38 protein-coding genes are annotated in these 24,443 nt (G+C 66.8%); 36 read left to right on the top strand and 2 right to left on the bottom strand.

All coding sequences use genetic code 11. The annotated features are described in order from the left end of the window. The first annotated feature begins 150 nt into the window (after window positions 1–150). From rpsL to rplQ, 35 genes are all read left to right on the top strand, one after another. Window positions 151–525: a 30S ribosomal protein S12 gene (gene rpsL / locus ACFO6V_RS11845; protein WP_108492305.1), complete on the top strand. Its 375-nt coding sequence runs from the start codon at window positions 151–153 to the stop codon at window positions 523–525. Continuing rightward, the gene (rpsG, locus tag ACFO6V_RS11840; protein ID WP_182620558.1) at window positions 525–995 is read left to right on the top strand and encodes a 30S ribosomal protein S7; all 471 of its coding nucleotides are present in this window, start codon (window positions 525–527) and stop codon (window positions 993–995) included. Before rpsL ends, rpsG begins: the two co-directional genes overlap by 1 nt. A gap of 92 nt (window positions 996–1,087) precedes the next feature. Beyond that, on the top strand, window positions 1,088–3,190 hold the full coding sequence (gene fusA / locus ACFO6V_RS11835) for an elongation factor G (RefSeq protein ID WP_377135531.1): 2,103 nt from the start codon (window positions 1,088–1,090) through the stop codon (window positions 3,188–3,190). Window positions 3,191–3,312: 122 nt separating this feature from the next. Further along, window positions 3,313–4,509, top strand: a complete 1,197-nt coding sequence (gene tuf / locus ACFO6V_RS11830; protein ID WP_377135529.1) for an elongation factor Tu — start codon at window positions 3,313–3,315, stop codon at window positions 4,507–4,509. Window positions 4,510–5,034: 525 nt separating this feature from the next. After that, on the top strand, window positions 5,035–5,343 hold the full coding sequence (rpsJ, locus tag ACFO6V_RS11825; RefSeq protein WP_019146773.1) for a 30S ribosomal protein S10: 309 nt from the start codon (window positions 5,035–5,037) through the stop codon (window positions 5,341–5,343). A 14-nt stretch (window positions 5,344–5,357) separates the two neighbouring features. Next, window positions 5,358–6,011, top strand: a complete 654-nt coding sequence (gene rplC, locus ACFO6V_RS11820) for a 50S ribosomal protein L3 (protein ID WP_357443963.1) — start codon at window positions 5,358–5,360, stop codon at window positions 6,009–6,011. A gap of 5 nt (window positions 6,012–6,016) precedes the next feature. Next, the gene (gene rplD, locus ACFO6V_RS11815) at window positions 6,017–6,709 is read left to right on the top strand and encodes a 50S ribosomal protein L4 (RefSeq protein ID WP_377135527.1); all 693 of its coding nucleotides are present in this window, start codon (window positions 6,017–6,019) and stop codon (window positions 6,707–6,709) included. Then, complete coding sequence (gene rplW, locus ACFO6V_RS11810; RefSeq protein ID WP_357443959.1) at window positions 6,706–7,008, top strand: 50S ribosomal protein L23; 303 nt, start codon at window positions 6,706–6,708, stop codon at window positions 7,006–7,008. Before rplD ends, rplW begins: the two co-directional genes overlap by 4 nt. Window positions 7,009–7,039: 31 nt before the next feature. Further along, entirely contained in the window at window positions 7,040–7,876 is an 837-nt protein-coding gene (gene rplB / locus ACFO6V_RS11805; protein ID WP_116673589.1) for a 50S ribosomal protein L2, read from the top strand. A gap of 14 nt (window positions 7,877–7,890) precedes the next feature. Continuing rightward, a complete protein-coding gene (gene rpsS, locus ACFO6V_RS11800) occupies window positions 7,891–8,172 on the top strand; it encodes a 30S ribosomal protein S19 (RefSeq protein WP_253869175.1) in 282 nt (93 codons plus the stop codon). A 67-nt stretch (window positions 8,173–8,239) separates the two neighbouring features. Further along, the gene (gene rplV / locus ACFO6V_RS11795) at window positions 8,240–8,599 is read left to right on the top strand and encodes a 50S ribosomal protein L22 (RefSeq protein WP_116673591.1); all 360 of its coding nucleotides are present in this window, start codon (window positions 8,240–8,242) and stop codon (window positions 8,597–8,599) included. Continuing rightward, complete coding sequence (rpsC, locus tag ACFO6V_RS11790; RefSeq protein WP_116673592.1) at window positions 8,599–9,453, top strand: 30S ribosomal protein S3; 855 nt, start codon at window positions 8,599–8,601, stop codon at window positions 9,451–9,453. The genes rplV and rpsC overlap by 1 nt, the downstream gene beginning before the upstream one ends. Before the next feature lie 2 nt (window positions 9,454–9,455). Next, a complete protein-coding gene (gene rplP, locus ACFO6V_RS11785) occupies window positions 9,456–9,872 on the top strand; it encodes a 50S ribosomal protein L16 (RefSeq protein WP_108492297.1) in 417 nt (138 codons plus the stop codon). Between the two features lies 1 nt (window position 9,873). Continuing rightward, window positions 9,874–10,113: a 50S ribosomal protein L29 gene (gene rpmC, locus ACFO6V_RS11780; protein WP_116673593.1), complete on the top strand. Its 240-nt coding sequence runs from the start codon at window positions 9,874–9,876 to the stop codon at window positions 10,111–10,113. 4 nt (window positions 10,114–10,117) lie between these two features. Further along, on the top strand, window positions 10,118–10,405 hold the full coding sequence (rpsQ, locus tag ACFO6V_RS11775; RefSeq protein ID WP_377135523.1) for a 30S ribosomal protein S17: 288 nt from the start codon (window positions 10,118–10,120) through the stop codon (window positions 10,403–10,405). 137 nt (window positions 10,406–10,542) lie between these two features. Continuing rightward, on the top strand, window positions 10,543–10,911 hold the full coding sequence (gene rplN / locus ACFO6V_RS11770; protein WP_020016123.1) for a 50S ribosomal protein L14: 369 nt from the start codon (window positions 10,543–10,545) through the stop codon (window positions 10,909–10,911). A 2-nt stretch (window positions 10,912–10,913) separates the two neighbouring features. Then, window positions 10,914–11,255: a 50S ribosomal protein L24 gene (gene rplX, locus ACFO6V_RS11765; protein WP_116673595.1), complete on the top strand. Its 342-nt coding sequence runs from the start codon at window positions 10,914–10,916 to the stop codon at window positions 11,253–11,255. Then, a complete protein-coding gene (rplE, locus tag ACFO6V_RS11760) occupies window positions 11,255–11,827 on the top strand; it encodes a 50S ribosomal protein L5 (protein ID WP_377135520.1) in 573 nt (190 codons plus the stop codon). The genes rplX and rplE overlap by 1 nt, the downstream gene beginning before the upstream one ends. 1 nt (window position 11,828) lies before the next feature. Then, entirely contained in the window at window positions 11,829–12,014 is a 186-nt protein-coding gene (locus tag ACFO6V_RS11755) for a type Z 30S ribosomal protein S14 (protein WP_021480434.1), read from the top strand. Window positions 12,015–12,087: 73 nt separating this feature from the next. Then, window positions 12,088–12,486: a 30S ribosomal protein S8 gene (gene rpsH, locus ACFO6V_RS11750; RefSeq protein WP_357443703.1), complete on the top strand. Its 399-nt coding sequence runs from the start codon at window positions 12,088–12,090 to the stop codon at window positions 12,484–12,486. A 21-nt stretch (window positions 12,487–12,507) separates the two neighbouring features. Continuing rightward, the gene (rplF, locus tag ACFO6V_RS11745) at window positions 12,508–13,044 is read left to right on the top strand and encodes a 50S ribosomal protein L6 (protein ID WP_377135517.1); all 537 of its coding nucleotides are present in this window, start codon (window positions 12,508–12,510) and stop codon (window positions 13,042–13,044) included. Between the two features lie 2 nt (window positions 13,045–13,046). Beyond that, window positions 13,047–13,418 (top strand): 50S ribosomal protein L18, encoded by a 372-nt coding sequence (rplR, locus tag ACFO6V_RS11740; RefSeq protein ID WP_274993158.1) that lies wholly within the window; start codon window positions 13,047–13,049, stop codon window positions 13,416–13,418. Between the two features lie 31 nt (window positions 13,419–13,449). Beyond that, window positions 13,450–14,103: a 30S ribosomal protein S5 gene (rpsE, locus tag ACFO6V_RS11735; protein ID WP_377135515.1), complete on the top strand. Its 654-nt coding sequence runs from the start codon at window positions 13,450–13,452 to the stop codon at window positions 14,101–14,103. Beyond that, window positions 14,103–14,285, top strand: a complete 183-nt coding sequence (gene rpmD, locus ACFO6V_RS11730) for a 50S ribosomal protein L30 (protein WP_020016131.1) — start codon at window positions 14,103–14,105, stop codon at window positions 14,283–14,285. The genes rpsE and rpmD overlap by 1 nt, the downstream gene beginning before the upstream one ends. A 2-nt stretch (window positions 14,286–14,287) precedes the next feature. Beyond that, a complete protein-coding gene (gene rplO, locus ACFO6V_RS11725) occupies window positions 14,288–14,740 on the top strand; it encodes a 50S ribosomal protein L15 (RefSeq protein WP_377135512.1) in 453 nt (150 codons plus the stop codon). Between the two features lie 213 nt (window positions 14,741–14,953). Continuing rightward, entirely contained in the window at window positions 14,954–16,249 is a 1,296-nt protein-coding gene (gene secY, locus ACFO6V_RS11720; RefSeq protein ID WP_116673601.1) for a preprotein translocase subunit SecY, read from the top strand. A gap of 80 nt (window positions 16,250–16,329) precedes the next feature. Continuing rightward, window positions 16,330–16,887 (top strand): adenylate kinase, encoded by a 558-nt coding sequence (locus ACFO6V_RS11715; RefSeq protein WP_377136598.1) that lies wholly within the window; start codon window positions 16,330–16,332, stop codon window positions 16,885–16,887. Window positions 16,888–16,890: 3 nt separating this feature from the next. Further along, the gene (map, locus tag ACFO6V_RS11710; protein ID WP_377135510.1) at window positions 16,891–17,778 is read left to right on the top strand and encodes a type I methionyl aminopeptidase; all 888 of its coding nucleotides are present in this window, start codon (window positions 16,891–16,893) and stop codon (window positions 17,776–17,778) included. A 105-nt stretch (window positions 17,779–17,883) separates the two neighbouring features. After that, the gene (locus ACFO6V_RS11705; RefSeq protein WP_377135508.1) at window positions 17,884–18,270 is read left to right on the top strand and encodes a hypothetical protein; all 387 of its coding nucleotides are present in this window, start codon (window positions 17,884–17,886) and stop codon (window positions 18,268–18,270) included. 294 nt (window positions 18,271–18,564) lie between these two features. Beyond that, window positions 18,565–18,786, top strand: coding sequence for a translation initiation factor IF-1 (gene infA / locus ACFO6V_RS11700; protein WP_116673604.1), 222 nt, complete (start codon window positions 18,565–18,567; stop codon window positions 18,784–18,786). 125 nt (window positions 18,787–18,911) lie between these two features. Next, entirely contained in the window at window positions 18,912–19,025 is a 114-nt protein-coding gene (gene rpmJ, locus ACFO6V_RS11695) for a 50S ribosomal protein L36 (protein ID WP_003956441.1), read from the top strand. 185 nt (window positions 19,026–19,210) lie between these two features. Then, complete coding sequence (rpsM, locus tag ACFO6V_RS11690; protein ID WP_253869160.1) at window positions 19,211–19,585, top strand: 30S ribosomal protein S13; 375 nt, start codon at window positions 19,211–19,213, stop codon at window positions 19,583–19,585. A 75-nt stretch (window positions 19,586–19,660) separates the two neighbouring features. Next, window positions 19,661–20,065, top strand: a complete 405-nt coding sequence (gene rpsK, locus ACFO6V_RS11685; protein ID WP_116673606.1) for a 30S ribosomal protein S11 — start codon at window positions 19,661–19,663, stop codon at window positions 20,063–20,065. A 183-nt stretch (window positions 20,066–20,248) separates the two neighbouring features. Further along, window positions 20,249–21,265, top strand: a complete 1,017-nt coding sequence (locus ACFO6V_RS11680; protein ID WP_116673607.1) for a DNA-directed RNA polymerase subunit alpha — start codon at window positions 20,249–20,251, stop codon at window positions 21,263–21,265. Window positions 21,266–21,320: 55 nt separating this feature from the next. Next, a complete protein-coding gene (gene rplQ / locus ACFO6V_RS11675) occupies window positions 21,321–21,905 on the top strand; it encodes a 50S ribosomal protein L17 (RefSeq protein ID WP_377135504.1) in 585 nt (194 codons plus the stop codon). A gap of 81 nt (window positions 21,906–21,986) precedes the next feature. On the opposite strand, the gene ACFO6V_RS11670 is transcribed toward rplQ, so the two are convergent. Continuing rightward, window positions 21,987–22,748 (bottom strand): ROK family protein, encoded by a 762-nt coding sequence (locus tag ACFO6V_RS11670; protein ID WP_377135502.1) that lies wholly within the window; start codon window positions 22,746–22,748, stop codon window positions 21,987–21,989. Between the two features lie 39 nt (window positions 22,749–22,787). Between ACFO6V_RS11670 and truA the strand changes: the two genes are divergently transcribed. After that, entirely contained in the window at window positions 22,788–23,705 is a 918-nt protein-coding gene (gene truA / locus ACFO6V_RS11665) for a tRNA pseudouridine(38-40) synthase TruA (protein ID WP_377135500.1), read from the top strand. Between the two features lie 157 nt (window positions 23,706–23,862). Here truA and ACFO6V_RS11660 read toward each other — a convergent pair whose 3' ends face one another. Continuing rightward, on the bottom strand, window positions 23,863–24,288 hold the full coding sequence (locus ACFO6V_RS11660) for a DUF5709 domain-containing protein (RefSeq protein ID WP_377135498.1): 426 nt from the start codon (window positions 24,286–24,288) through the stop codon (window positions 23,863–23,865). Window positions 24,289–24,443 lie beyond the last annotated feature (155 nt).

Raw genomic sequence — 24,443 nt, 5'->3', positions numbered from 1 at the left:
GGCGGAGCCGGGCCATCGAGCCGGTGGTAAGTGGCGCAGCAGTCCCCGTGGGGGCTGTGGGTGTCGCATGCAATCGGCACGCACAAGCCAAACCATCGACGGGGACGCCGGCAGGGCGTCGCCGAAGCTCAAGAAGACGACGGAGACGTAGTGCCTACGATCCAGCAGCTCGTCCGCAAGGGGCGTACCTCGAAGGTCACGGCGTCCAAGACGCCGGCCCTTCATGCCTCCCCCCAGCGGCGCGGTGTGTGCACTCGCGTGTACACCACCACCCCCAAGAAGCCGAACTCGGCGCTCCGCAAGGTTGCGCGTGTGAAGCTCTCCTCCGGTACCGAGGTCACCGCGTACATCCCCGGCGTCGGCCACAACCTGCAGGAGCACTCCATCGTGCTCGTGCGTGGCGGCCGTGTGAAGGACCTCCCGGGTGTGCGGTACAAGATCGTCCGCGGCGCGCTCGACACCCAGGGTGTCAAGGGCCGCAAGCAGGGTCGGAGCAAGTACGGCGCCAAGAAGGAGAAGAGCTGATGCCCCGCAAGGGTCCGGCCCCGAAGCGGCCGCTCATCGTCGACCCGGTCTACGGGTCCCCGGTTGTCACGCAGCTGATCAACAAGGTCCTGCTCGACGGCAAGAAGTCGACCGCCGAGGCGATCGTCTACGGTGCCCTCGAGGGTGTCCGCTCCAAGACCGACGGCGACCCCGTTGTGGTCCTCAAGCGTGCGCTGGACAACGTCCGCCCCGCGCTCGAGGTCCGCTCCCGCCGCGTCGGTGGCGCCACGTACCAGGTGCCGGTCGACGTCCGCCCCACGCGTGCCACCACGCTCGCGCTGCGCTGGCTCACCGACTTCTCCCGCGCTCGTCGCGAGAAGACGATGACGGAGCGTCTCATGAACGAGATCCTCGACGCGTCGAACGGTCTCGGTGCTGCGGTCAAGCGCCGCGAGGACATGCACAAGATGGCCGACTCCAACAAGGCCTTCGCGCACTACCGCTGGTAGTAGCTTCCGAGCGGCCCCGGGTCACCCCGGGGCCGTCGGTGGATGCTTGACCGCCGGCCCCCACCCATCTTCAGACCAAGGGGTAAGACACCGTGGCACTCGACGTGCTGACCGACCTGAACAAGGTCCGCAACATCGGCATCATGGCCCACATCGATGCCGGAAAGACCACGACGACCGAGCGCATCCTGTTCTACACGGGTGTGAACTACAAGATCGGTGAGACGCACGACGGTGCGTCGACGATGGACTGGATGGAGCAGGAGCAGGAGCGCGGCATCACGATCACGTCCGCCGCGACGACCTGCTACTGGAAGAACAACCAGATCAACATCATCGATACGCCGGGTCACGTCGACTTCACGGTCGAGGTGGAGCGTTCGCTCCGCGTGCTCGACGGTGCCGTTGCCGTGTTCGACGGCAAGGAGGGTGTCGAGCCCCAGTCGGAGACGGTCTGGCGCCAGGCGGACAAGTACGACGTCCCCCGCATCTGCTTCGTCAACAAGATGGACAAGCTCGGTGCGGACTTCTACTTCACCGTCGACACCATCATCAACCGCCTCAAGGCGAAGCCGCTCGTCATCCAGCTCCCGATCGGGTCGGAGAACGACTTCGAGGGCGTTGTCGACCTCATCGAGATGAAGGCGCTCACGTGGCGCGGCGACACCAAGATGGGTGAGGAGTACGAGGTCGAGGAGATCCCGGCCGACATGCTCGAGAAGGCGCAGCAGTACCGCGCCGACCTGGTCGAGGCTGTCGCCGAGGCGGACGACGAGCTGCTCGAGAAGTTCCTCGGTGGCGAGGAGCTGACGATCCCGGAGATCAAGTCCGGTATCCGGAAGCTCGTCATCAAGTCCGCGGCCTTCCCGGTCCTGTGCGGCTCGGCGTTCAAGAACAAGGGCGTCCAGCCCATGCTCGACGCCGTGATCGACTACCTGCCGACCCCGCTCGACGTCCCGGCTGTCCAGGGTGTCGACGTCAAGGACGCAGAGAAGATCATCGAGCGTCGGCCGGACGAGTCGGAGCCGTTCTCGGCACTGGCGTTCAAGGTCGCCACGCACCCGTTCTTCGGCAAGCTGACCTACGTCCGCGTCTACTCGGGCAAGGTCGCGCAGGGCGCTGCCGTGCAGAACTCGACCAAGGGCAAGAAGGAGCGCATCGGGAAGCTCTTCCAGATGCACTCCAACAAGGAGAACCCGGTCGAGGAAGCGCACGCCGGCCACATCTACGCGTTCATCGGGCTCAAGGACGTCACCACCGGTGACACCCTGTGCGACCCGCAGAACCAGGTCATCCTCGAGTCGATGAGCTTCCCGGAGCCCGTCATCGACGTGGCCATCGAGCCGAAGACGAAGGCCGACCAGGAGAAGCTGTCGACCGCCATCCAGAAGCTCGCGCAGGAGGACCCGACCTTCCGCGTGCGCCTGGACGACGAGACCGGCCAGACCGTCATCGGCGGTATGGGCGAGCTTCACCTCGACATCCTCGTCGACCGTATGCGTCGCGAGTTCAAGGTCGAGGCCAACGTCGGCAAGCCGCAGGTCGCCTACCGCGAGACCATTCGCCGCGTTGCGGAGAAGGTCGACTACACGCACAAGAAGCAGACCGGTGGCTCTGGCCAGTTCGCCAAGGTCCAGGTGACCTTCTCGCCGCTGGAGACGACGGAGGGCGAGCTCTACGAGTTCGAGAACGCCGTCACCGGTGGTCGTATCCCGCGCGAGTACATCCCGTCCGTGGACGCTGGTATCCAGTCGGCCATGCAGCAGGGTGTGCTGGCAGGCTTCCCGGTCGTCGGCGTCAAGGCGTCGCTGATCGACGGTGCGTACCACGACGTCGACTCCTCGGAGATGGCGTTCAAGATTGCCGGTTCGATGGTCTTCAAGGAAGGCGTCAAGCGCGCCGACCCGGTCCTGCTCGAGCCGGTCATGGCCGTCGAGGTGCGTACGCCCGAGGAGTACATGGGCGACGTGATCGGCGACATCAACTCCCGACGTGGCATGATCCAGTCCATGGAGGACGCGACCGGCGTCAAGGTCGTTCGCGCCCAGGTGCCGCTCAGTGAGATGTTCGGCTACATCGGTGACCTCCGGTCGAAGACCCAGGGTCGCGCGGTGTACTCGATGCAGTTCGACAGCTACGCCGAGGTTCCCAAGGCAGTTGCCGAAGAGATCATCAAGAAGACCCGGGGCGAGTGAGTCCCCACAGGTCGACCCGCACAACCAACCTGTAGGAAGAACCGCACGCCCCGCAGTTGTAGGCTTCTTGGCCGAGCATCTGCAACGTTCGGAACATCTACCCAAGTCCCAGGAGGACCCCAGTGGCTAAGGCCAAGTTCGAGCGGACCAAGCCGCACGTCAACATCGGCACGATCGGTCACGTCGACCACGGTAAGACGACGCTGACCGCCGCGATCTCGAAGACGCTTGCGGACAAGTACCCGGAGCTCCCGGCGAACACGCAGCGCAACTTCGACGAGATCGACGCCGCGCCGGAGGAGAAGCAGCGCGGTATCACGATCAACATCGCGCACATCGAGTACGAGACGCCGAAGCGCCACTACGCGCACGTCGACGCTCCGGGTCACGCCGACTACATCAAGAACATGATCACCGGTGCCGCGCAGATGGACGGCGCGATCCTGGTGGTTGCCGCGACCGACGGCCCGATGGCCCAGACGCGTGAGCACGTTCTGCTCGCTCGTCAGGTCGGCGTGCCGTACCTGATGGTGGCGCTCAACAAGTCCGACATGGTCGACGACGAGGAGATCCTCGAGCTCGTCGAGATGGAGGTCCGTGAGCTGCTGTCCTCGCAGGAGTTCGACGGCGACAACGCTCCCGTCGTCCGCGTCTCGGGCCTCAAGGCTCTCGAGGGCGACGCCGAGTGGGTCGAGAAGATCGTCGAGCTGATGGAAGCTGTCGACGAGAACGTGCCGGAGCCGGTGCGTGACCTCGACAAGCCGTTCCTGATGCCGATCGAGGACGTCTTCACGATCACCGGTCGTGGCACCGTCGTCACCGGCAAGGTCGAGCGTGGCACGCTCGACATCAACTCCGACGTCGAGATCGTCGGTATCCGCGTGCCGCAGAAGACCACGGTCACGGGCATCGAGACGTTCCACAAGCAGATGGACCAGGCGCAGGCCGGCGACAACACCGGTCTCCTCCTGCGTGGCATCAAGCGCGAGGACGTCGAGCGTGGCCAGGTCATCGTGAAGCCGGGTTCCATCACCCCGCACACGAACTTCGAGGCTCAGGTCTACATCCTGGGCAAGGACGAGGGTGGCCGTCACAACCCGTTCTACTCGAACTACCGCCCGCAGTTCTACTTCCGCACCACGGACGTCACCGGCGTCATCACGCTGCCCGAGGGCACCGAGATGGTCATGCCCGGCGACAACACCGAGATGACGGTCGAGCTCATCCAGCCGATCGCCATGGAGGAGGGTCTGGGCTTCGCCATCCGCGAGGGTGGCCGCACGGTCGGTTCAGGCCGTGTCACCAAGATCCTCAAGTGATCTTGGAGCACAGACTCATCTGACGGAAGTCAGCTGAACGATGGGGCCCGGGTGCTTCGGCACCCGGGCCCTGTTGCGTAAGTAGCCCGTGTCACACCTCCTCCGTTTGGTACATGCGGAGACGTATGGCAAGATTGCATAGTTGCCTGTCAAGGGCGCGCTCTTTCAAGTATCGAACAGTGTGCAGAACCGCAGTCCTTGGTCCCGGATCGTTCGGGGCCAACAGAGGCTGGAGCGGTCACCCTCCCGGGGAGAAACCGGGTGAGGGGTCGCGGGGTTTATCGCCTGTTGTTCGATACGTACGAGGCGCCCCGCGGAGCACACGTCCTTCGGTCTTCCGGAGGAACTGTTCCGAGCAGGCTCTGCAAACGTCGTGGTCGCTCTGGCTTGCAGCCAGCGCAGATCACTTCCCAACGGCCCCGGCACCAGCAATGGTGTTATGCGCCCGGCTGTGCCGCATTATGCGACACGCCCGAGTGCGTGGGTCGGACAGTAGCGGTTCGAGAGAGAGAGTCAGACGACGCCATGGCGGGACAGAAGATCCGCATCCGGCTCAAGTCCTACGACCACGAGGTGATCGACAGTTCGGCGCGCAAGATCGTCGACACGGTCACTCGCGCTGGTGCGACGGTCGTGGGTCCGGTGCCGCTGCCGACGGAGAAGAACGTCTTCGTTGTGATCCGGTCGCCTCACAAGTACAAGGACAGCCGCGAGCACTTCGAGATGCGTACGCACAAGCGGCTCATCGACATCATCGATCCCACGCCCAAGGCCGTCGACTCGCTCATGCGACTCGACCTGCCGGCGGACGTGAACATCGAGATCAAGCTCTGAGGCTGGAGGACATCATGACCAACCAGCAGAAGAACGTGACCGCGTTGCTCGGGACCAAGCTCGGCATGACGCAGCTCTGGGACGAGGCAGGCCGCCTCGTGCCGGTGACGGTTGTCGCCGTGGGCACCAATGTGGTGACCCAGGTCCGCACGGCAGACGCAGACGGTTATGCGGCTGTTCAGCTCGCGACCGGGCAGGTTGACCCGCGCAAGGTCACCAAGCCGCTCAAGGGCCACTTCGAGAAGGCCGGCGTCACGCCGCGCCGTCACGTGGCCGAGATCCGCACCGAGAACGCCTCCGAGTACACCCTTGGCCAGGAGATCACCGCTGACGCCTTCGAGGCTGGCGCGCTGGTCGACGTGGTCGGTACCACCAAGGGCAAGGGCACCGCCGGCGTCATGAAGCGTCACGGCTTCCATGGCGTGGGTGCCTCGCACGGTGCGCACCGCAACCACCGCAAGCCCGGCTCGATCGGTGGCGCTTCGACGCCGTCGCGAGTCTTCAAGGGCATGAAGATGGCCGGTCGGATGGGTAACGCCCGTCAGACCACCCAGAACCTGACCGTTCACGCGGTCGACGCCGAGAAGGGTCTGCTGCTCGTCAAGGGCGCGGTTCCCGGCCCCAAGGGTGGCGTCGTCCTCGTGCGTAACGCCGCGAAGGGAGCGTGAACCCGATGACCGCTCTGACTGTCGACGTCCTGGACGCCCAGGGCAAGAAGTCCGGCACCGCCGAGCTCCCTTCTGAGGTGTTCGACGTCGCCGTGAACATTCCGCTGATCCACCAGGTGGTCGTTGCGCAGCGCGCAGCAGCTCGCCAGGGGACCGCATCCACGAAGACTCGTGGCGAGGTCCGCGGTGGTGGCCGCAAGCCGTACAAGCAGAAGGGCACCGGTCGCGCCCGCCAGGGTTCGACGCGCGCTCCGCAGTTTGCCGGCGGTGGCGTCGTCCACGGCCCGCAGCCGCGCAGCTACGACCAGCGCACCCCGAAGAAGATGAAGGCTGCCGCCCTGCGCGGTGCCCTCTCGGACCGCGCTCGTTCGGGTCGCGTGCACGTCGTCTCCGGCTTCGGCATCGAGGGCGTCCCGTCGACCAAGACGGCGCTCGCCACCATCACGAAGCTGACGACGCGTGCCCACGTGCTCGTCGTGACGCTGCGCGACGACGAGGCCACGGTCAAGTCCCTGCGCAACGTTCCCGAGGTGCACCTCCTGGTCGCTGACCAGCTGAACACCTATGACGTGCTCATCTCCGACGACGTCATCTTCACCGAGGGTGCGCTTGCCGCGTTCCTCGAGGGCCCGACCAAGGGCGCGAAGGCTGTCGCCACGGAGTCCGAGGCCGAGACCGCTGAGGAGACCGCCAAGTGACCGTCACCGTGAAGGACCCGCGCGACATCCTGATCGCGCCGGTCGTCTCCGAGAAGAGCTACAACCTTCTCGACGAGGGCAAGTACACCTTCATCGTCGACCCGAGCGCGAACAAGACCGAGATCAAGATCGCTATTGAGAAGGTCTTCAGCGTCAAGGTCGCGTCGGTGAACACGATGAACCGCAAGGGCAAGACGCGTCGCACGCGTTTTGGCCTCGGCAAGCGTAAGGACACGAAGCGTGCGATCGTCACCCTCCGCGAGGGCACGATCGACATCTTCGGCGGTCCGGTCGGCTGAGCTGACGAGAGACGATTGAGGACAGGTTTCCATGGGAATCCGTAAGTACAAGCCGACTACGCCCGGCCGCCGCGGCTCCAGCGTTGCCGACTTTGTCGAGATCACGCGCTCGCAGCCCGAGAAGTCGCTGATCCGCCCGCTGAGCAAGACCGGTGGTCGTAACAACACCGGTCGTATCACGACGCGTCACAAGGGTGGCGGCCACAAGCGCGCCTACCGCGTCATCGACTTCCGTCGTCACGACAAGGACGGCGTGCCCGCGAAGGTCGCTCACATCGAGTACGACCCCAACCGCACGGCACGCATCGCGCTCCTGCACTACGCGGACGGCGAGAAGCGCTACATCATCGCGCCGAACAAGCTGTCGCAGGGCGACCGCATCGAGGCCGGTGCAGGTGCCGACATCAAGCCCGGCAACAACCTGCCGCTGCGCAACATCCCGACCGGTACGGTCATCCACGCCATCGAGCTTCGGCCCGGCGGCGGTGCGAAGATCGCCCGCTCGGCTGGTGCGTCGGTGCAGCTCGTTGCCAAGGACGGCCCCTATGCGCAGCTGCGCATGCCGTCCGGCGAGATCCGGATGGTCGACCTCCGCTGCCGCGCGACGGTCGGCGAGGTCGGCAACGCCGAGCAGTCGAACATCAACTGGGGCAAGGCCGGCCGCATGCGGTGGAAGGGCAAGCGCCCGACCGTCCGTGGTGTCGCCATGAACCCGGTGGACCACCCCCACGGTGGTGGTGAAGGCAAGACGTCCGGCGGACGTCACCCGGTCAGCCCTTGGGGCCAGGCCGAGGGTCGTACCCGCCGTCCGAACAAGTCGAGCGACCGGATGATCGTCCGTCGCCGTCGTACCGGCAAGAAGCGCTGATAGGAGCCTGAAACATGCCTCGTAGCCTGAAGAAGGGCCCCTTCGTAGACGGACACCTCCAGAAGAAGGTGGACGTCCAGAACGAGAAGGGGACCAAGACAGTTATCAAGACCTGGTCCCGTCGGTCGGTTGTCACGCCCGACTTTCTCGGTCACACCTTTGCCGTGCACGACGGTCGCAAGCACGTCCCGGTCTTCGTGACCGAGTCGATGGTCGGCCACAAGCTCGGCGAGTTCGCTCCCACGCGGACCTTCCGCGGCCACGTGAAGGACGACAGGAAGGGTCGTCGCCGCTGAGGCGTGGGATTTTCCCCGTCACAGCAGCGATGATCTGGACTGTCTGAGAAAAGGAAGCAGGACAGCAATGGAAGCCAAGGCGCAGGCGCGGTTCGTCCGTGTCACGCCCCAGAAGGCCCGGCGCGTCGTGGACCTCATCCGTGGCAAGCAGGCCTCTGAGGCCGTCGCGGTGCTGAAGTTCGCACCGCAGGCCGCCAGTGAGCCGATCCGCAAGGTCGTGGAGAGCGCGATCGCGAACGCTCGGGTGAAGGCCGACCGCGCGAGCGAGCGCTTCGACGAGGGCGACCTGGTCGTCTCCGCCGCGTTCGTGGACGAGGGGCCGACGCTCAAGCGTTTCCGGCCTCGGGCTCAGGGACGTGCTACGCGCATTCTTAAGCGCACCAGCCACATCACCGTGGTGCTCGCCGATAAGGAAGGGGCCCGATAGTGGGACAGAAGGTTCACCCGCACGGGTACCGCCTGGGTATTACGACTGACCACCGGTCGCGTTGGTTCGCCGACAGCACCAAGCCTGGTCAGCGGTACCGCGACTACGTCCGTGAGGACGTTCAGATCCGCAAGCTCATGGGCACCGGCCTCGAGCGTGCGGGTATCTCCAAGGTCGAGATCGAGCGCACCCGCGACCGCGTCCGCGTGGACATCCACACGGCGCGTCCGGGCATCGTCATCGGCCGTCGGGGTGCTGAGGCCGACCGCATCCGCGGTGAGCTCGAGAAGCTCACGGGCAAGCAGGTTCAGCTCAACATCCTCGAGGTCAAGAACGCGGAGATCGACGCGCAGCTCGTTGCTCAGGGCATTGCCGAGCAGCTCGCCAGCCGTGTCTCCTTCCGTCGCGCGATGCGCAAGGGCATGCAGTCCGCCCAGCGTGCCGGCGCGAAGGGTATCCGCGTGCAGGTCGCCGGCCGCCTCGGCGGCGCTGAGATGAGCCGTTCGGAGTTCTACCGCGAGGGCCGCGTGCCCCTGCACACCCTCCGGGCGTACATCGACTACGGCTTCTACGAGGCCCGCACCACGTTCGGCCGTATCGGCGTGAAGGTGTGGATCTACAAGGGCGAGGTCACCGAGAAGGAGTTCGCCGCTCAGCAGGCTACTGCCGCACCCCGTGCGGGTCGCGGTCGTGGCGACCGTCCTGAGCGCGGCGAGCGCGGTGGCGAGCGCGGTGGCGACCGTCGCGGTGGTGGCGGACGTCGTAACGAGCGTCCGGCCGAGCGCAGCACTGAGGCAGCCCCCGCGGCTGAGGCAGCTGCTGCTCCGGCCGCTGAGACCGGAACGGAGGCCTGACCATGCTGATCCCGCGCAGGGTCAAGCACCGCAAGCAGCACCACCCGTCGCGCTCCGGTGCGGCAAAGGGTGGCACCCAGATCGCGTTCGGCGACTTCGGCATCCAGGCTCTGGAGCCGGCGTACGTCACCAACCGCCAGATCGAGGCGGCGCGTATCGCAATGACTCGCCACATCAAGCGTGGCGGCAAGGTGTGGATCAACATCTACCCCGACCGTCCGCTGACGAAGAAGCCTGCCGAGACCCGCATGGGTTCCGGTAAGGGTTCTCCGGAGTGGTGGGTCGCCAACGTCAAGCCCGGCCGGATCCTCTTCGAGCTGGCCGGTGTTGACGAGTCCCTTGCACGTGAGGCCATGCGCCGCGCGATGCACAAGCTCCCGATGAAGTGCCGTTTCGTGGTGCGCGAGGGTGGTGTCTGATATGGCTATCGGTACGCAGGGGCTTGCCCCCATCGATCTGGATGGCATGGACGACGAGACCCTCGTCGCCAAGCTGAAGGAAGCCAAGGAGGAGCTTTTCAACCTCCGCTTCCAGTCGGCGACCGGCCAGCTCGAGAGCCACGGTCGTCTCAAGGCCGTCCGTCGCGACATCGCTCGGATCTACACGATCCTGCGTGAGCGCGAGCTCGGCATCCGTACGGCTCCGAGCGTGAGTGAGTGAGGCAATGAGCGAGAAGACGACGCCTGAGGCCCCCGCGGCCCAGCGCCCGACGCGTAAGGTGCGCCGCGGCTACGTGGTCAGCGACAAGATGGACAAGACCATCGTGATCGAGGTCGAGGACCGGGTTAAGCACCCCCTCTACGCCAAGGTCATCCGTCGCACGACCAAGGTCAAGGCACACGACGAGCAGAACAGCGCCGGCATCGGCGACCTGGTCGTCATCATGGAGACCCGCCCGCTGTCCGCTACCAAGCGGTTCCGCCTGGTGGAGATCCTCGAGAAGGCCAAGTAAGGACTTCTACATCGGCAGGGGCGGTGCGTGACACACGTACGCGTGCCGTCCCGGCCTAGCACAGCAACTATCCGTTCGACCAGGCTCGCCGGAACCAGTCCGCGCGAGAACCAGTTCGACGACAGGAGTTCATTCAAATGATCCAGCAGGAGTCGCGACTTCGGGTCGCCGACAACACGGGTGCCAAGGAGATTCTCTGCATCCGCGTTCTCGGTGGTTCGGGCCGTCGCTACGCCGGAATCGGCGACACCATCGTCGCCACCGTCAAGGACGCGATCCCGGGCGGCAACGTGAAGAAGGGCGACGTCATCAAGGCTGTCGTCGTCCGGACCGCCAAGGAGCGCCGCCGTCCCGACGGTTCCTACATCAAGTTCGACGAGAACGCCGCCGTCATCCTCAAGAACGACGGCGAGCCTCGTGGAACGCGTATCTTCGGCCCGGTCGGCCGCGAGCTGCGTGACAAGCGGTTCATGAAGATCATCTCGCTGGCTCCGGAGGTGCTCTGACCATGGCGAAGATCAAGAAGGGCGACCAGGTCATCGTGATCTCGGGTCGTGACAAGGGCAAGACCGGCCGGGTGCTCGAGGTCCTCAAGGACTCCGACCGCCTCGTGGTCGAGGGTGTTCAGCGAGTCACGAAGCACACCAAGGTGGGTCAGTCGCAGCGCGGCGCCCGCACCGGTGGCATCGAGACGGTCGAGGCGCCGATCCACGTGAGCAACGTGATGATCGTCGACCCGGAGACCAAGAAGGGCACCCGCGTCGGGTACCGCGAGGAGCAGGTGGAGCGCGACGGTCGTACCAAGACCGTCCGGATCCGCGTTGCGAAGCGCTCCGGGAAGGACATCTGATGACCGAGACGACCATCGAGGCCCCGGCCCAGCCGCGCCTCAAGCAGAAGTACCGCGAGGAGATCCTCCCGGCGCTGATCGAGGAGTTCGGCCACACGAACCTGCACCAGGCCGGCGGTCTCACGAAGATCGTCGTGAACATGGGTGTGGGCGACGCGGCCAAGGACTCCAAGCTCATCGAGGGCGCTATCCGCGACCTCTCGGCGATCACCGGTCAGAAGCCGCAGGTCACCAAGGCTCGTAAGTCCATCGCACAGTTCAAGCTGCGCGAAGGCATGCCGATCGGTGCGCACGTGACGCTTCGCGGTGACCGCATGTGGGAGTTCCTGGACCGCCTGCTGGCGACCGCCCTGCCGCGTATCCGCGACTTCCGTGGTCTGTCGCCCAAGCAGTTCGACGGGCACGGCAACTACACCTTCGGTCTCACGGAGCAGTCGATGTTCCACGAGATCGACCAGGACAAGATCGACCGGGTCCGCGGTATGGACATCACGGTCGTGACGACGGCGACGACCGACGACGAGGGCCGCTCTCTGCTGCGCCGTCTCGGCTTCCCCTTCAAGGAGAACTGACATGGCGAAGAAGGCCCTGATCAACAAGGCGGCCGCCAAGCCGAAGTTCGCGGTTCGCGCCTACACCCGGTGCCAGAAGTGCGGTCGCCCGCACTCCGTTTACCGCAAGTTCGGCCTGTGCCGCATCTGCGTCCGGGAGATGGCCCACCGTGGCGAGCTTCCGGGCGTCACCAAGAGCAGCTGGTAACACAACTACGCCGTAGGTCTGTCCGGCCCCTCGAGGCCGTTCGGATACCCCGGCGAGGAAGGGCAAGAGCCCGATGACTATGACCGACCCGATCGCAGACATGCTGACCCGTCTGCGTAACGCGAACTCGGCGCACCACGACACGGTTTCCATGCCGTCGTCGAAGCTGAAGACGCACATTGCTGAGATCCTGCAGGCCGAGGGTTACATCGTCGGCTGGAACGTGGAGGACGCCCAGGTGGGCAAGACCCTCACGCTCGAGCTGAAGTACGGCCAGAACCGGGAGCGCGCCCTGGCGGGCGTGCGCCGCATCTCGAAGCCCGGTCTGCGTGTCTACCGCAAGTCCACCGATCTGCCCAAGGTGCTCGGCGGCCTGGGCGTGGCGATTCTGTCCACGTCCTCCGGCCTCCTCACCGACCGTCAGGCACAGGCCAAGGGCGTCGGCGGCGAAGTCCTCGCCTACGTCTGGTAATCCGGAAAGGAGAAAACGCCAATGTCTCGAATCGGCAAGCTTCCCGTTCCGGTCCCAGCCGGCGTGGACATCACTGTCAGCGGCGCGCTCGTGACCGTGAAGGGCCCCAAGGGTTCTCTCGAGCACAACGTGCCCGCCCCCATCAATGTCGCTCAGGAGGACGCCCAGCTCGTGGTGTCGCGTCCTGACGACGAGCGGAACTCCCGTGCGCTGCACGGCCTGACCCGCACCCTGATCGCCAACATGATCACCGGTGTGACGCAGGGCTACGAGAAGAAGCTCGAGATCGTCGGTACTGGTTACCGCGTCGTGGCGAAGGGCTCGAGCCTGGAGTTCGCGCTCGGCTTCAGCCACCCTGTTGTCATCGAACCGCCCGCAGGCGTCACGTTCGCAGTCGAGAGTCCCACCAAGTTCTCGGTTGCCGGCATCGACAAGCAGCAGGTCGGCGAGGTCGCAGCGAACATTCGCAAGATCCGCAAGCCCGAGCCTTACAAGGGCAAGGGCGTGCGTTACGCCGGCGAGAACGTCCGCCGCAAGGTCGGAAAGGCTGGTAAGTGACGATGGCTATCAAGATCCTGGGCAAGGGCAAGTCCGTCGCTCGTCAGCGTCGCCACCTTCGCCTGCGCAAGAAGATCGCTGGCACCGCCGTTCGTCCGCGTCTCGTCGTCACCCGTTCCTCGCGCCACATGGTGGCGCAGGTCGTGGACGACAGCGTGGGCAAGACCGTCGCGTCTGCGTCGACCCTCGAGGCCGACCTGCGTGCGTTCGACGGTGACAAGACCGCCAAGGCCCGCAAGATCGGCGAGCTCGTCGCCGAGCGTGCCAAGGCTGTCGGCGTCGACACCGTCGTGTTCGACCGCGGCGGCAACAAGTACCACGGTCGCGTCGCTGCAGTGGCTGACGGCGCCCGCGAGGGCGGTCTGGCCCTGTGATGACCAACGCACGGAAGAAGAGGACTCTCTGATGGCTGCAGGGCAGCGCAGCGGCGCCCCCCAGGGTGCCGCCACCGAGAACAAGGACCGTAACGACCGCCGTGGTGGCGGCCGTGGCGGCGACCGTCGTGGACCGCGCGAGGAGAAGAGCGCCTTCATCGAGAAGGTCGTCTCCATCAACCGCGTCTCCAAGGTCGTCAAGGGTGGCCGCCGCTTCAGCTTCACCGCGCTCGTCGTGGTGGGCGACGGTGACGGCACCGTAGGCGTCGGCTACGGCAAGGCCAAGGAGGTGCCCGCGGCGATCGCCAAGGGTGTCGAGGAGGCGAAGAAGAACTTCTTCCGCGTCCCTCGCATCCAGGGCACCATCCCTCACCCCATCCAGGGTGAGAAGGCCGCCGGTGTCGTGTTCCTGCGTCCGGCGTCCCCGGGTACCGGTGTTATCGCCGGTGGTCCGGTGCGCGCCGTGCTGGAGTGCGCAGGCATCCACGACGTGCTGAGCAAGTCGCTCGGTTCGTCGAACGCGATCAACATCGTGCACGCCACGGTCACGGCCCTGAAGGGCCTCGAGGAGCCGGCTGCTGTTGCCGCTCGTCGTGGCCTCCCGCTCGAGGACGTGGCCCCGGCCGCGCTCCTGCGTGCGCAGGCCGCTGGTCGTGCCGAGTCGACTGCAAAGGCGGGTGCGTGATGGCTCGACTCAAGGTGACTCAGACCAAGTCCGCCATCGGCGGCAAGCAGAACCAGCGTGACACGCTGCGAACCCTCGGCCTCAAGCGGATCGGCGACACCGCCGTGAAGGAGGACCGTGCGGAGATTCGTGGCATGGTCAAGACGGTGGCGCACCTCGTCGCCGTCGAGGAGGTCGAGTGATCATGGCGGAGAACAAGCCGCTGAAGATGCATCACCTCCGTCCGGCCCCCGGCGCCAAGACCGCGAAGACCCGTGTGGGTCGCGGTGAAGGCTCGAAGGGTAAGACGGCAGGTCGCGGTACCAAGGGTACGAAGGCTCGTTACCAGGTCCCCGCAGGCTTCGAGGGTGGGCAGGTGCCTCTGCACATGCGCCTCCCGAAGCTGCGTGGATTCAAGAACCCGTTCCGCGTGGAGTTCCAGGTCGTGAACCTGGACAAGCTCTCCACGCTGTTCCCCGAGGGTGGCACCGTCACCGTCGAGGACCTCGTCGCCAAGGGGGCGGTCCGCAAGGGTCAGCCCGTGAAGGTGCTCGGCAACGGCGAGATCACCGTCAAGCTCGAGATCGCGGTCGACCGCGTCTCGGCGACCGCCAAGGAGAAGATCCTGGCGGCCGGCGGTACGGTCTCGGAGTCCTGATACAGCTACAGGGCCGGCGGCGCATGATGCGCGGCCGGCCCTGTGTGCTCTCTTGATAATTTCCCGGGGCTCTTGTGGTCCGAAAGACCCCGTGAGCAACGTAGAATCCGACACGGTCTGGCTGCACCGTTGTGGTCTGGCCCACGTTCGATACATCTCGCCGGCGTTGCGCCGGCGACACTAGATCCCGCAACGGCGGGCCAGGAGGATAGGGTGCTCAGCGCTTTCGGCCGGGCTTTCCGGACGCCAGACCTGCGGCGCAAGCTGCTGTTCACGATCGCGATCATGGCGATCTTCCGGCTCGGGTCGTTCATACCGACTCCCGGCGTGGACTACGCGAACGTGCAGCAATGCATCGCTGGGCAAGGGGACAACACCCTGCTCGGCCTGATCAACGTCTTCAGCGGTGGCGCTCTGCTGCAGCTGTCGATCTTCGCCCTCGGGATCATGCCGTACATCACGGCGAGCATCATCGTGCAGCTGCTTCGCGTGGTGATCCCACGCTTCGAGGCGCTGCAGAAGGAGGGCCAGTCGGGTCAGACCAAGCTGACCCAGTACACGCGCTACCTCACCATCGGTCTCGCGATCCTGCAGTCGACCACCGTCATCACGACGGCGCGTCAGAACCTGCTCTTCCCGGGCTGTGAAGTCTCTGTCATCCCGGACGACAGCGTGCTGACCTCGATCTTCATGGTCATCACCATGACCGCCGGTACGGGCCTCGTCATGTGGCTCGGCGAGCTGATCACCGAGCGCGGCGTCGGCAACGGCATGTCGCTCCTGATCTTCACGTCGATCGCCGCGAGCTTCCCGACGTCGCTCTGGTCGATCGCCGGTGGCGCCAACGGTGTCGTGAACTTCATCGTCATGATCCTCGTGATCATCCTGGTCATCGGCCTCGTGGTGTTCGTCGAGCAGTCGCAGCGCCGCATCCCGGTCCAGTACGCGAAGCGCATGGTGGGCCGCCGCATGTACGGCGGCACCAGCACCTACATCCCGATCAAGATCAACATGTCCGGCGTGATCCCGGTGATCTTCGCGGCATCGATCCTGGCCATCCCGGGCCTTCTGGCCCAGTTCGGCGACCAGCAGGCCGAGTGGGTCATCTGGATCTCGAACAACCTGGTCCAGCAGTCGTCGCCGCTGTACATCGCGATCTACACGCTGATGATCATCTTCTTCTGCTTCTTCTACACCTCGATCACGTTCAACCCGGACGAGGTCGCGGACAACATGAAGAAGTACGGCGGCTTCATCCCCGGCATCCGGGCCGGCCGCCCGACGGCGGAGTACCTGGACTTCGTGATCACCAGGATCACCTCCGCCGGTTCCGTGTACCTCGCGCTGGTTGCGCTGATCCCGACGCTGGTGCTCGTCTTCCTGGGCGTCAGCACGGCCCTGCCCTTCGGCGGTGCCTCGATCCTCATCGTGGTCGGCGTCGGGCTGGATACGGTCAAGCAGATCGATTCACAGCTGCAGCAGCGCCATTACGAAGGATTTCTCCGTTGAGTCAGACCCCCTCCACCGCCTCTCGTCGCGAGCTCCACGCTCGCCCGGACAAGGAGGGCCAGGTCACGCGCCTGGTCATCATGGGCCCGCAGGGCGTCGGCAAGGGCACGCAGGCCGCGCGCCTCGCCGAGGTGTTCGGGATCGTCGCCATCTCCACCGGCGACATCTTCCGGGCCAACATCAAGGGCAACACGGAGCTCGGCACGACGGCCAAGGAGTACATCGACAAGGGTGAGCTCGTCCCGGACGAGATCACCAACGCGATGGTCCGCGACCGCCTCGGCGACGAGGACGTCAAGGGCGGGTTCCTGCTGGACGGCTATCCGCGCAACGCGGCCCAGGTCGCCGAGCTGGACACCACGCTCGCCGGCTTCGGGTGGGAGCTCGACGGCGTGATCGAGCTGACGGCGGAGCGGGACGTCCTGATGGAGCGTCTCACCAAGCGCGCCGAGGACGAGGGTCGTGAGGACGACACCCCTGAGGGGATCGCCCGCCGGCTCGACATCTACAGCACCGAGACAGCTCCGCTCACCGCCGCGTACGCGGAGCGCGGGCTGCTGGCCAAGGTGGACGGCGTCGGTGAGATCACCGAGGTCACCGACCGCATCGTCGCCGCTCTCGCGGCCCAGCTGGGCTGAGACGTGGTCTTCGGGCGGGACCGCGTCGAGTACAAGACACCGGACCAGGTACGCCTCATGCGGCGTGCCGGTCTGGTGGTCGCGGACACTCTTGCCGCGGTCCGGTCCGCGGCCCGGCCCGGCGTCACCACCGCTGACCTCGACGCCGTGGCCGCCAAGGCCATCGACGACGCCGGTGCTGCGCCTTCGTTCCTGGGCTACCACGGGTTCACCGGAGTCATCTGCACGTCGGTCAACGACGAGGTCATCCACGGCATCCCGGGCAGCCGGGTGCTGGCAGCGGGTGACCTCGTCTCGATCGACTGCGGTGCGATAGTCGAGGGCTGGCACGGTGACTCGGCCGTCTCGTTCGTCCTGGGTCCCGACGGGGCGCTCGACCACACGCTGCCCGACGACGACCTGGTCGCCGCGGGTGCGGACCTCGCCGACATCGCGCTCATCCGGACCACGGAGACCGCTATGTGGGCGGGCATCGCCACGCTGGCGTCCGCGAAGCGCCTGAACGCGGTGGGTGAGGCCGTGGAGGCCGCCGTCGAGCTGGCCGGCGAGTTCAACGGCATCGACTACGGCATCGTCGAGGACTACGTCGGGCACGGCATCGGTAGCGCCATGCACCAGCCACCGGACGTGCACAACTACAAGACGTCCGGGTCGGGCCCCCGGCTGCGGTCGGGCATGTGCCTGGCGATCGAGCCGATGATCACGCGCGGCGAGTCCGAGACCAGGGTCCTCGAGGACGACTGGACAGTGGTCACCGTCGACGGCTCCCGTGCGGCGCACTGGGAGCACTCCACCGCGATCCTGGAGGACGGCATCATCGTCCTCACGGCGGTCGACGGGGGAGCGGAGCGCCTCGGCGTCTTCGGCGTGCAGCCGGTCTCGCTCGACTGAGCCGAAGCGGAACCGCAGGCTCAGTCGATACAGGTAGAGACCGATCCGGAGGCGACTTTCACCCGGGGCCTATTTAACTCGGAGTCAGTTGGCTACGATCGGCCTGTGACCGATGAAGCGCACACCTCGCCCGGTAGCGCCGGCGCTCCTGGGCCTGGCGCGGGCACGCGGGCTCTGCCGGCTGCGCGCCGCGGCCTCGGACGGTTCGGGCGCTGGCTCGCCACCTGGGGTCGCCGGCTCGCGCCGAGTCCGTTCCTCTGGGTCGGCGCGGTACTCGGGTTCGGCACCTCTCTGCTGGTGTGGGAGTCGGTCCTGCTGCTCGGCGTGGTGGTGTGGCTGCTCGGCGTGTGGCTCTGGAAGGCACGGGGCAGGCACGTGCTCGTCGCGCTCGGGCTGGGCATGGTGCTCGGCTGGCTCCCCATGCTGTTCTTCTTCGTCACCAGCCTCCCGCACACGATGATCGGCCTGCCGGGCGTCGAGTACGACCTCTGACGGGCTCGTCGTGGCGAGGCTCACGGCCGGGAGCGGCCTTCGCCGTCGTCCTGCGCTTTGAATGCTTTCCGAAGTGACGTAGGCTGGACCGCTGGGTGTAGTCCGTTCAACGCCTCCAGTTCTTGAAAGGGTGCCGAGGCGCCTGCCGGTCCCCGCGCGAGCGGGGCGCAGGCCGAGGCACACGAGGTTGGCGGTACACGGACACACACGACATCCACACCCGACTGTCGGCTCCGCAGGGCTCCTGCGGTGCCGTGGGCGTGGAAGCAGTCACGACGAGAGTTAGCGGAGGATATGGCAAAGAAGGACGGTGTCATCGAGATCGAGGGCAGTGTGATCGAGGCTCTGCCGAACGCGATGTTCCGCGTCGAGCTGTCGAACGGTCACAGGGTTCTCGCGCACATCTCGGGCAAGATGCGTCAGCACTACATCCGGATCCTCCCCGAGGACCGCGTGGTGGTGGAGCTCAGCCCGTACGACCTGTCCCGCGGCCGGATCGTCTACCGCTACAAGTAGTCAGTCCCCGATCCGGGGCTATGTCACTCGCGGCCTGGCCAGAGGTGACGTCGCCGCACGATCGACCACCCACGACACTGCTGCGTGCGCACCGAGAGACCGGGCGCCGTGGTGGAGGAAAAACCATGAAGGTCAAGCCGAGCGTCAAGAAGATCTGCGACAAGTGCAAGGTGATTCGCCGGCACGGTCGCGTCATGGTGATCTGCGACAACCTGCGCCACAAGCAGCGCCAGGGCTGATCACGTCCCGGGCATCCGCCCGGGGTCCGGTGGCTGAGGCCACCACCAGCGCACCACCTCGAACCTCACCCAGCGGGCAACCGCGCAGGTGAGGGGAACCCTCGGCCCGGAGGCCGGGGCTCGCGTGAATCGCGGGATGGCGGTGCGGCAGACCTCCGATGAGCAGTACAGGAGCCGGAAGGCACATGGCACGTCTTATCGGCGTCGACCTCCCCCGCGACAAGCGGCTTGAGGTTGCGCTCACTTACATCTTCGGTGTGGGTCGTACCCGCGCGAAGGAGACCCTGGCCGCCACGGGCATCAGCCCGGACGTCCGCGTCAAGGACCTCGGCGACGCCGAGCTCGTTGCGCTCCGCGACCACCTCGAGGGCAACTTCAAGCTCGAGGGTGACCTCCGCCGTGAGGTCGCGGCCGACATCCGCCGCAAGGTCGAGATCGGTACCTACCAGGGCATCCGCCACCGTCGCGGGCTGCCGGTGCGTGGTCAGCGCACAAAGACCAACGCGCGTACCCGCAAGGGTCCCAAGCGCACCGTCGCGGGCAAGAAGAAGGCCCGCTGATAGCAGTCCGTGGAGCGGTCGGCTCATCGAGCTGAGACCGCCCCGGTCCGATCAGACCAGGAGATTCAAAAACACATGCCTCCCAAGACTCGCGCCGCAGCCGGCCGCAAGCCGCGCCGCAAGGACAAGAAGAACGTCCCGCTCGGCCAGGCGCACATCAAGTCCACGTTCAACAACACGATCATCTCGATCACCGACCCCTCGGGTGCTGTGATCGCATGGGCGTCCGCCGGCCACGTCGGCTTCAAGGGCTCCCGTAAGTCGACCCCGTACGCCGCGCAGATGGCAGCCGAGTCGGCCGCTCGTCGTGCGCAGGAGCACGGCGTCAAGAAGGTCGACGTCTTCGTGAAGGGCCCGGGTTCCGGTCGTGAGACCGCGATCCGCTCGCTCCAGGCGACCGGCCTCGAGGTCGGCTCGATCCAGGACGTGACGCCCCAGGCTCACAACGGCTGCCGCCCCCCGAAGCGTCGCCGCGTCTGATGTTTGTCGCGCCGCGGTGCGGCCGCGCGGCCTGAGGGCCGCAGGACCGCACCGCGATCGCGACAGCGCCCACCGCTCGCGGTGGGCACCTTGCCCGGACGGTGACAGAGATCCGTCTGGGCCGCGAGAGATCGCAGCCGTGATGCGTCATATAGCGGACGCACACTCGAAAGGACACCCACAGTGCTTATCGCACAGCGCCCCACGCTGACCGAAGAGGTCATCTCGGAGAGCCGTTCCCGCTTCTCCATCGAGCCGCTCGAGCCTGGCTTCGGCTACACGCTCGGCAACTCGATGCGTCGCACCCTGCTGTCGTCCATCCCGGGCGCGGCCGTCACGTCCATCCGTATCGACGGTGTGCTGCACGAGTTCAGCACCGTGTCGGGCGTGAAGGAAGACGTCACCGAGATCATCCTCAACATCAAGAACCTCGTCGTCTCCTCGGAGAACGACGAGCCCGTCGTGATGTACCTGCGCAAGCAGGGCGCCGGCGTCGTGACCGCTGCGGACATCGTTCCGCCGGCGGGGGTCGAGGTCCACAACCCCGACCTGCACATCGCCACCCTCAACGACAAGGGCAAGCTCGAGATCGAGCTGACCGTCGAGCGGGGCCGTGGGTACGTGTCCGCCGCGCAGAACAAGCAGTTCGACGCGGAGATCGGACGCATCCCGGTCGACTCGATCTACTCGCCGGTCCTCAAGGTCACGTACAAGGTCGAGGCCACCCGAGTCGAGCAGCGCACCGACTTCGACAAGCTCATTGTCGACGTCGAGACGAAGCAGGCAATCACGCCTCGCGACGCGCTCGCCTCGGCTGGTAAGACCCTGGTCGAGCTGTTCGGCCTGGCACGTGAGCTGAACGTCGAGGCCGAGGGCATCGAGATCGGGCCGTCGCCGACGGACACCGCGCTGGCCGCGGACCTGGCGCTGCCGATCGAGGAGCTCAACCTCACCATCCGTTCGTACAACTGCCTCAAGCGCGAGGGCATCCACCAGGTGGGCGAGCTTGTTGCCCGCAGTGAGGCGGACCTGCTCGACATCCGCAACTTCGGTGCGAAGTCGATCACCGAGGTCAAGGAGAAGCTGGCCGAGCTCGGCCTCAGCCTCAAGGACTCGCCGCTGGACTTCGATCCGGCCGGCGCTTCGTACTTCGAGGGTAGCGACTCCGCGGCCTACAGCGGCGACGAGCAGTCGTACTGACGTCCCACGTCCGGCCTAGGCCGGACGTGCGGAACCACTTCCAAGGAGACAAGTAATGCCTACCCCTACCAAGGGCGCGCGGCTCGGCGGTAGCCCGGCTCACGAGCGTCTGATTCTCGCGAACCTGTCCACCTCCCTCTTCGAGCACGGCCGCATCACGACCACGGAGACCAAGGCCAAGCGCCTGCGTCCCCTGGCCGAGCGTCTGATCACGTTCGCGAAGAAGGGCGACCTGTCCGCCCGTCGCCGCGTGCTCACCGTCGTGCGTGACAAGGGCGTGGTGCACACGCTCTTCACCGAGATCGCCCCGGCCATGGCCGAGCGCAACGGTGGCTACACGCGCATCACCAAGATCGGCACCCGCAAGGGTGACAACGCGCCCATGGCGGTCATCGAGCTCGTCACCGAGCCCGTGAGCCCCAAGCAGGCAGTCGTCAAGGAGGCCACCAAGGCCGCCGAGAAGGCCGCTGACGTGACCGAGGCCCCGGCCGAGGACGCAGTCGTCGAGGACGCTCCGGTCGAGGACGCCCCGGTCGAGGACGTCACCGACGCCCCCGCCGAGGACGCCGCTGCCGAGGCCCCCAAGAAGAAGAAGGCGGCGCCCAAGAAGAAGGCCGCCGAGGAGAAGAAGGAGGCCTGAGCCTCTTTCTCCCCTGCACGACGCCGGGCCGCACCTTCCGTACGGAGGGTGCGGCCCGGCGTCGTCGTGCGTGGCCGTACGTCACTGAGCAGGCAGCAGGTCCCATGCGCGCGCGCCGCCCACCAGTGCGGCGGAGTTCGGGACGATGACGACGTCGTCGCCGAGCCGGGCGAGCGCCGACGGTGTGATGCGCCGCGCGTTGCCGCCACCGAGGTAGAGCCGGTCCCAATGGAAGACGGGCCGCAGCCCGTCGACGACCGTGACCACGCGCCGTGACCACAGGCCGTCGCCCAGCCGACGGCGTTCGGGCTCGCCGATGTACTGGTCGTACGTGAGGCTGCGGCGCACCGGGGCGTGCGACCACTCCAGGTGCGGCGCGATCCGGCCGCCGTGGAACATCGCGGTCCCGAGGCCCGTGCCGAGCGTGATGACCAGCTCGAGGCCCGACGCCGCGACCACGCCCGCGCCGTGCACCTCGGCGTCGTTCAGGACCAGCGCGGGCAGGTTCAGCCGGCTGGCGACGGCCGCGCGCATGTCGAAGCTGTGCCATGCGTCGAGCAGGGCCGGATCCACGCGGGAACGCGGCCCCGTCCGGGTGATGTAGTGCGGCGTGTGCACGACGACGCCGCTGCGGATCATGCCGGGCATGCCGACCGTCACCCGTCCTGCTGCCGGGAGGTCGGTGGCGATCTTCGCGATCGTGTCCACGAGGAGCTCGGGCGGCAGCGGGTAGGGCGTCGGTACACGGACCGGCGCCGCGTGAGCGGTGCCTGACGAGTCGAGGACCGCTGCCTTGATCCCGCCTCCACCGCAGTCGACCGCCAGCGTGAGGATGTCTGCCATGACGTCACTGTACGAACTCTGGCGCGGGGATCGGGGAAGATGGCTGGCGTGAACGAGTTCATCAGGGTCCGGCTCGACCTCGCCTACGACGGCACCGACTTCGCCGGCTGGGCGCGCCAGCCGGGTCTACGCACCGTGGAGGGTGCCCTCGAGGACGGTCTGGCACGGGTTCTGCGCAGCGAGCAGCTCGGCCGGCCGACGCCTCGCTTCACCGTCGCCGGGCGGACGGACTCGGGCGTCCACGCGCGCGGCCAGGTGGCGCACGTCGACCTCGAGGCCGATGCCTGGGCGGCGCTCCCTGGTCGTTCGGGGCGGTCCAGCCGCACCCCCGCGGAGGCGCTGGTGTCCCGGCTGACGGGCGTGCTGCCCACCGACGTCGTCGTGCGCGGCGCCCGGCAGGCGGCGCCCGGGTTCGACGCCCGCTTCTCCGCCCTGCGCCGCCGCTACACCTACCGGATCGCCGACGCGCCGGAGCTCCGGGACCCGCTGCGCCGCAGGCACGTCCTGTGGTCCCGCAAGCCGCTCGACGCCGCCGCGATGGACGACGCCGTACGCCCGCTCATCGGGGTGCGCGACTTCGCCTCGTACTGCAAGCCCCGGCCGGGGGCGACGACCATCCGGGAGCTGCAGCACATCGCCTGGGAACGGCCGGCCGACGGGCCGGACGCGGGCCTGGTGGTCGGGCACGTCGTCGCCGACGCGTTCTGCCACAACATGGTGCGAGCCCTCGTCGGGGCGTCGATGGGGGTGGGGGAGGGGCGCCGCCCCGTGAGCTGGCCCGCTGAGCTCCTGGCGAGCCGCCGACGGGACGCCGGCGTCTTCGTCGTGCCCCCGGAGGGGTTGTGCCTCGAGGAGATCACGTTCCCGCCGGACGAAGAGCTCGCCGCCCGCGCGGACGCCGTCCGCGCGAAGCGGATGGACGAGGACGTCTGGGACGACACCCCGGCCGCGAAGTAGAGCGCCTGTCCGAGTCCCCCTGATGTCGCCAGGGAGACTCGGACAGGCGCTCTACTTCGGCGGGGTCACGGTTCCTGCCTGTGGTCGCCGTGACCTGCGTTCCGCTACGGGCGCGTGCCTTGCTCCGCTGCGGCCCGCACCCTGCGCTGCACTCCGGTCACGGCTCCTCGACCCAGTGGATCGCGGCCTCCTCGGCGCTGGCGCCGGCACCGTCGATACCCGCGTCGGTGCCGTACAGGTCGTTCTGGCGGCTGCCGTCCTCGGCCGCGTAGCTGCCGGGGTCCGCGTCGGGGTCGGACACGAGCCGTCCCGCGCGCGACGTGTCGGCGCGGTTCAGCGGGTCCTCCTGCCAGACGTCCGGCTCTTCCTCGCTGAGGCGCTGGTCCATCGGCTCGCGGTGCCGCTCCTCCCACGAGGTCTCGCCCCAGTGGTTGCTCCGGGGGCGCTCGGGCGGGGAGTAGCCCTCGTCGAGGTTGTCCTTGGTGCCCCGGCTGTAGAGGGTGTCCTCCGCCGGCAGCTGGTCGGTGTCGCCCTCGGCGATCCCGTCCGGTCCTGGCATGGTGGCTGGGGTTTCCTCGGTCATGCTCCTACCGTCGCACCAGTTCCGCGCAGACGCCACAGGCAGACGTGTCGAACCTCATGCGGCTCCCGGTACATCGGTGCCCGCTTCGCTTTGACCCCTGGGGAAGCGGCCAGGTACTCTAATGAGTCGTTGTGCTTTGTCACGACGTCCTGCGT

This window comes from Promicromonospora alba, from assembly GCF_042654905.1.
Classification (GTDB): Bacteria; Actinomycetota; Actinomycetes; order Actinomycetales; family Cellulomonadaceae; genus Promicromonospora; species Promicromonospora alba.
The sequence above is the reverse complement of the archived record's forward strand: the minus strand, read 5'-3'. Positions and strand labels throughout refer to the sequence as shown.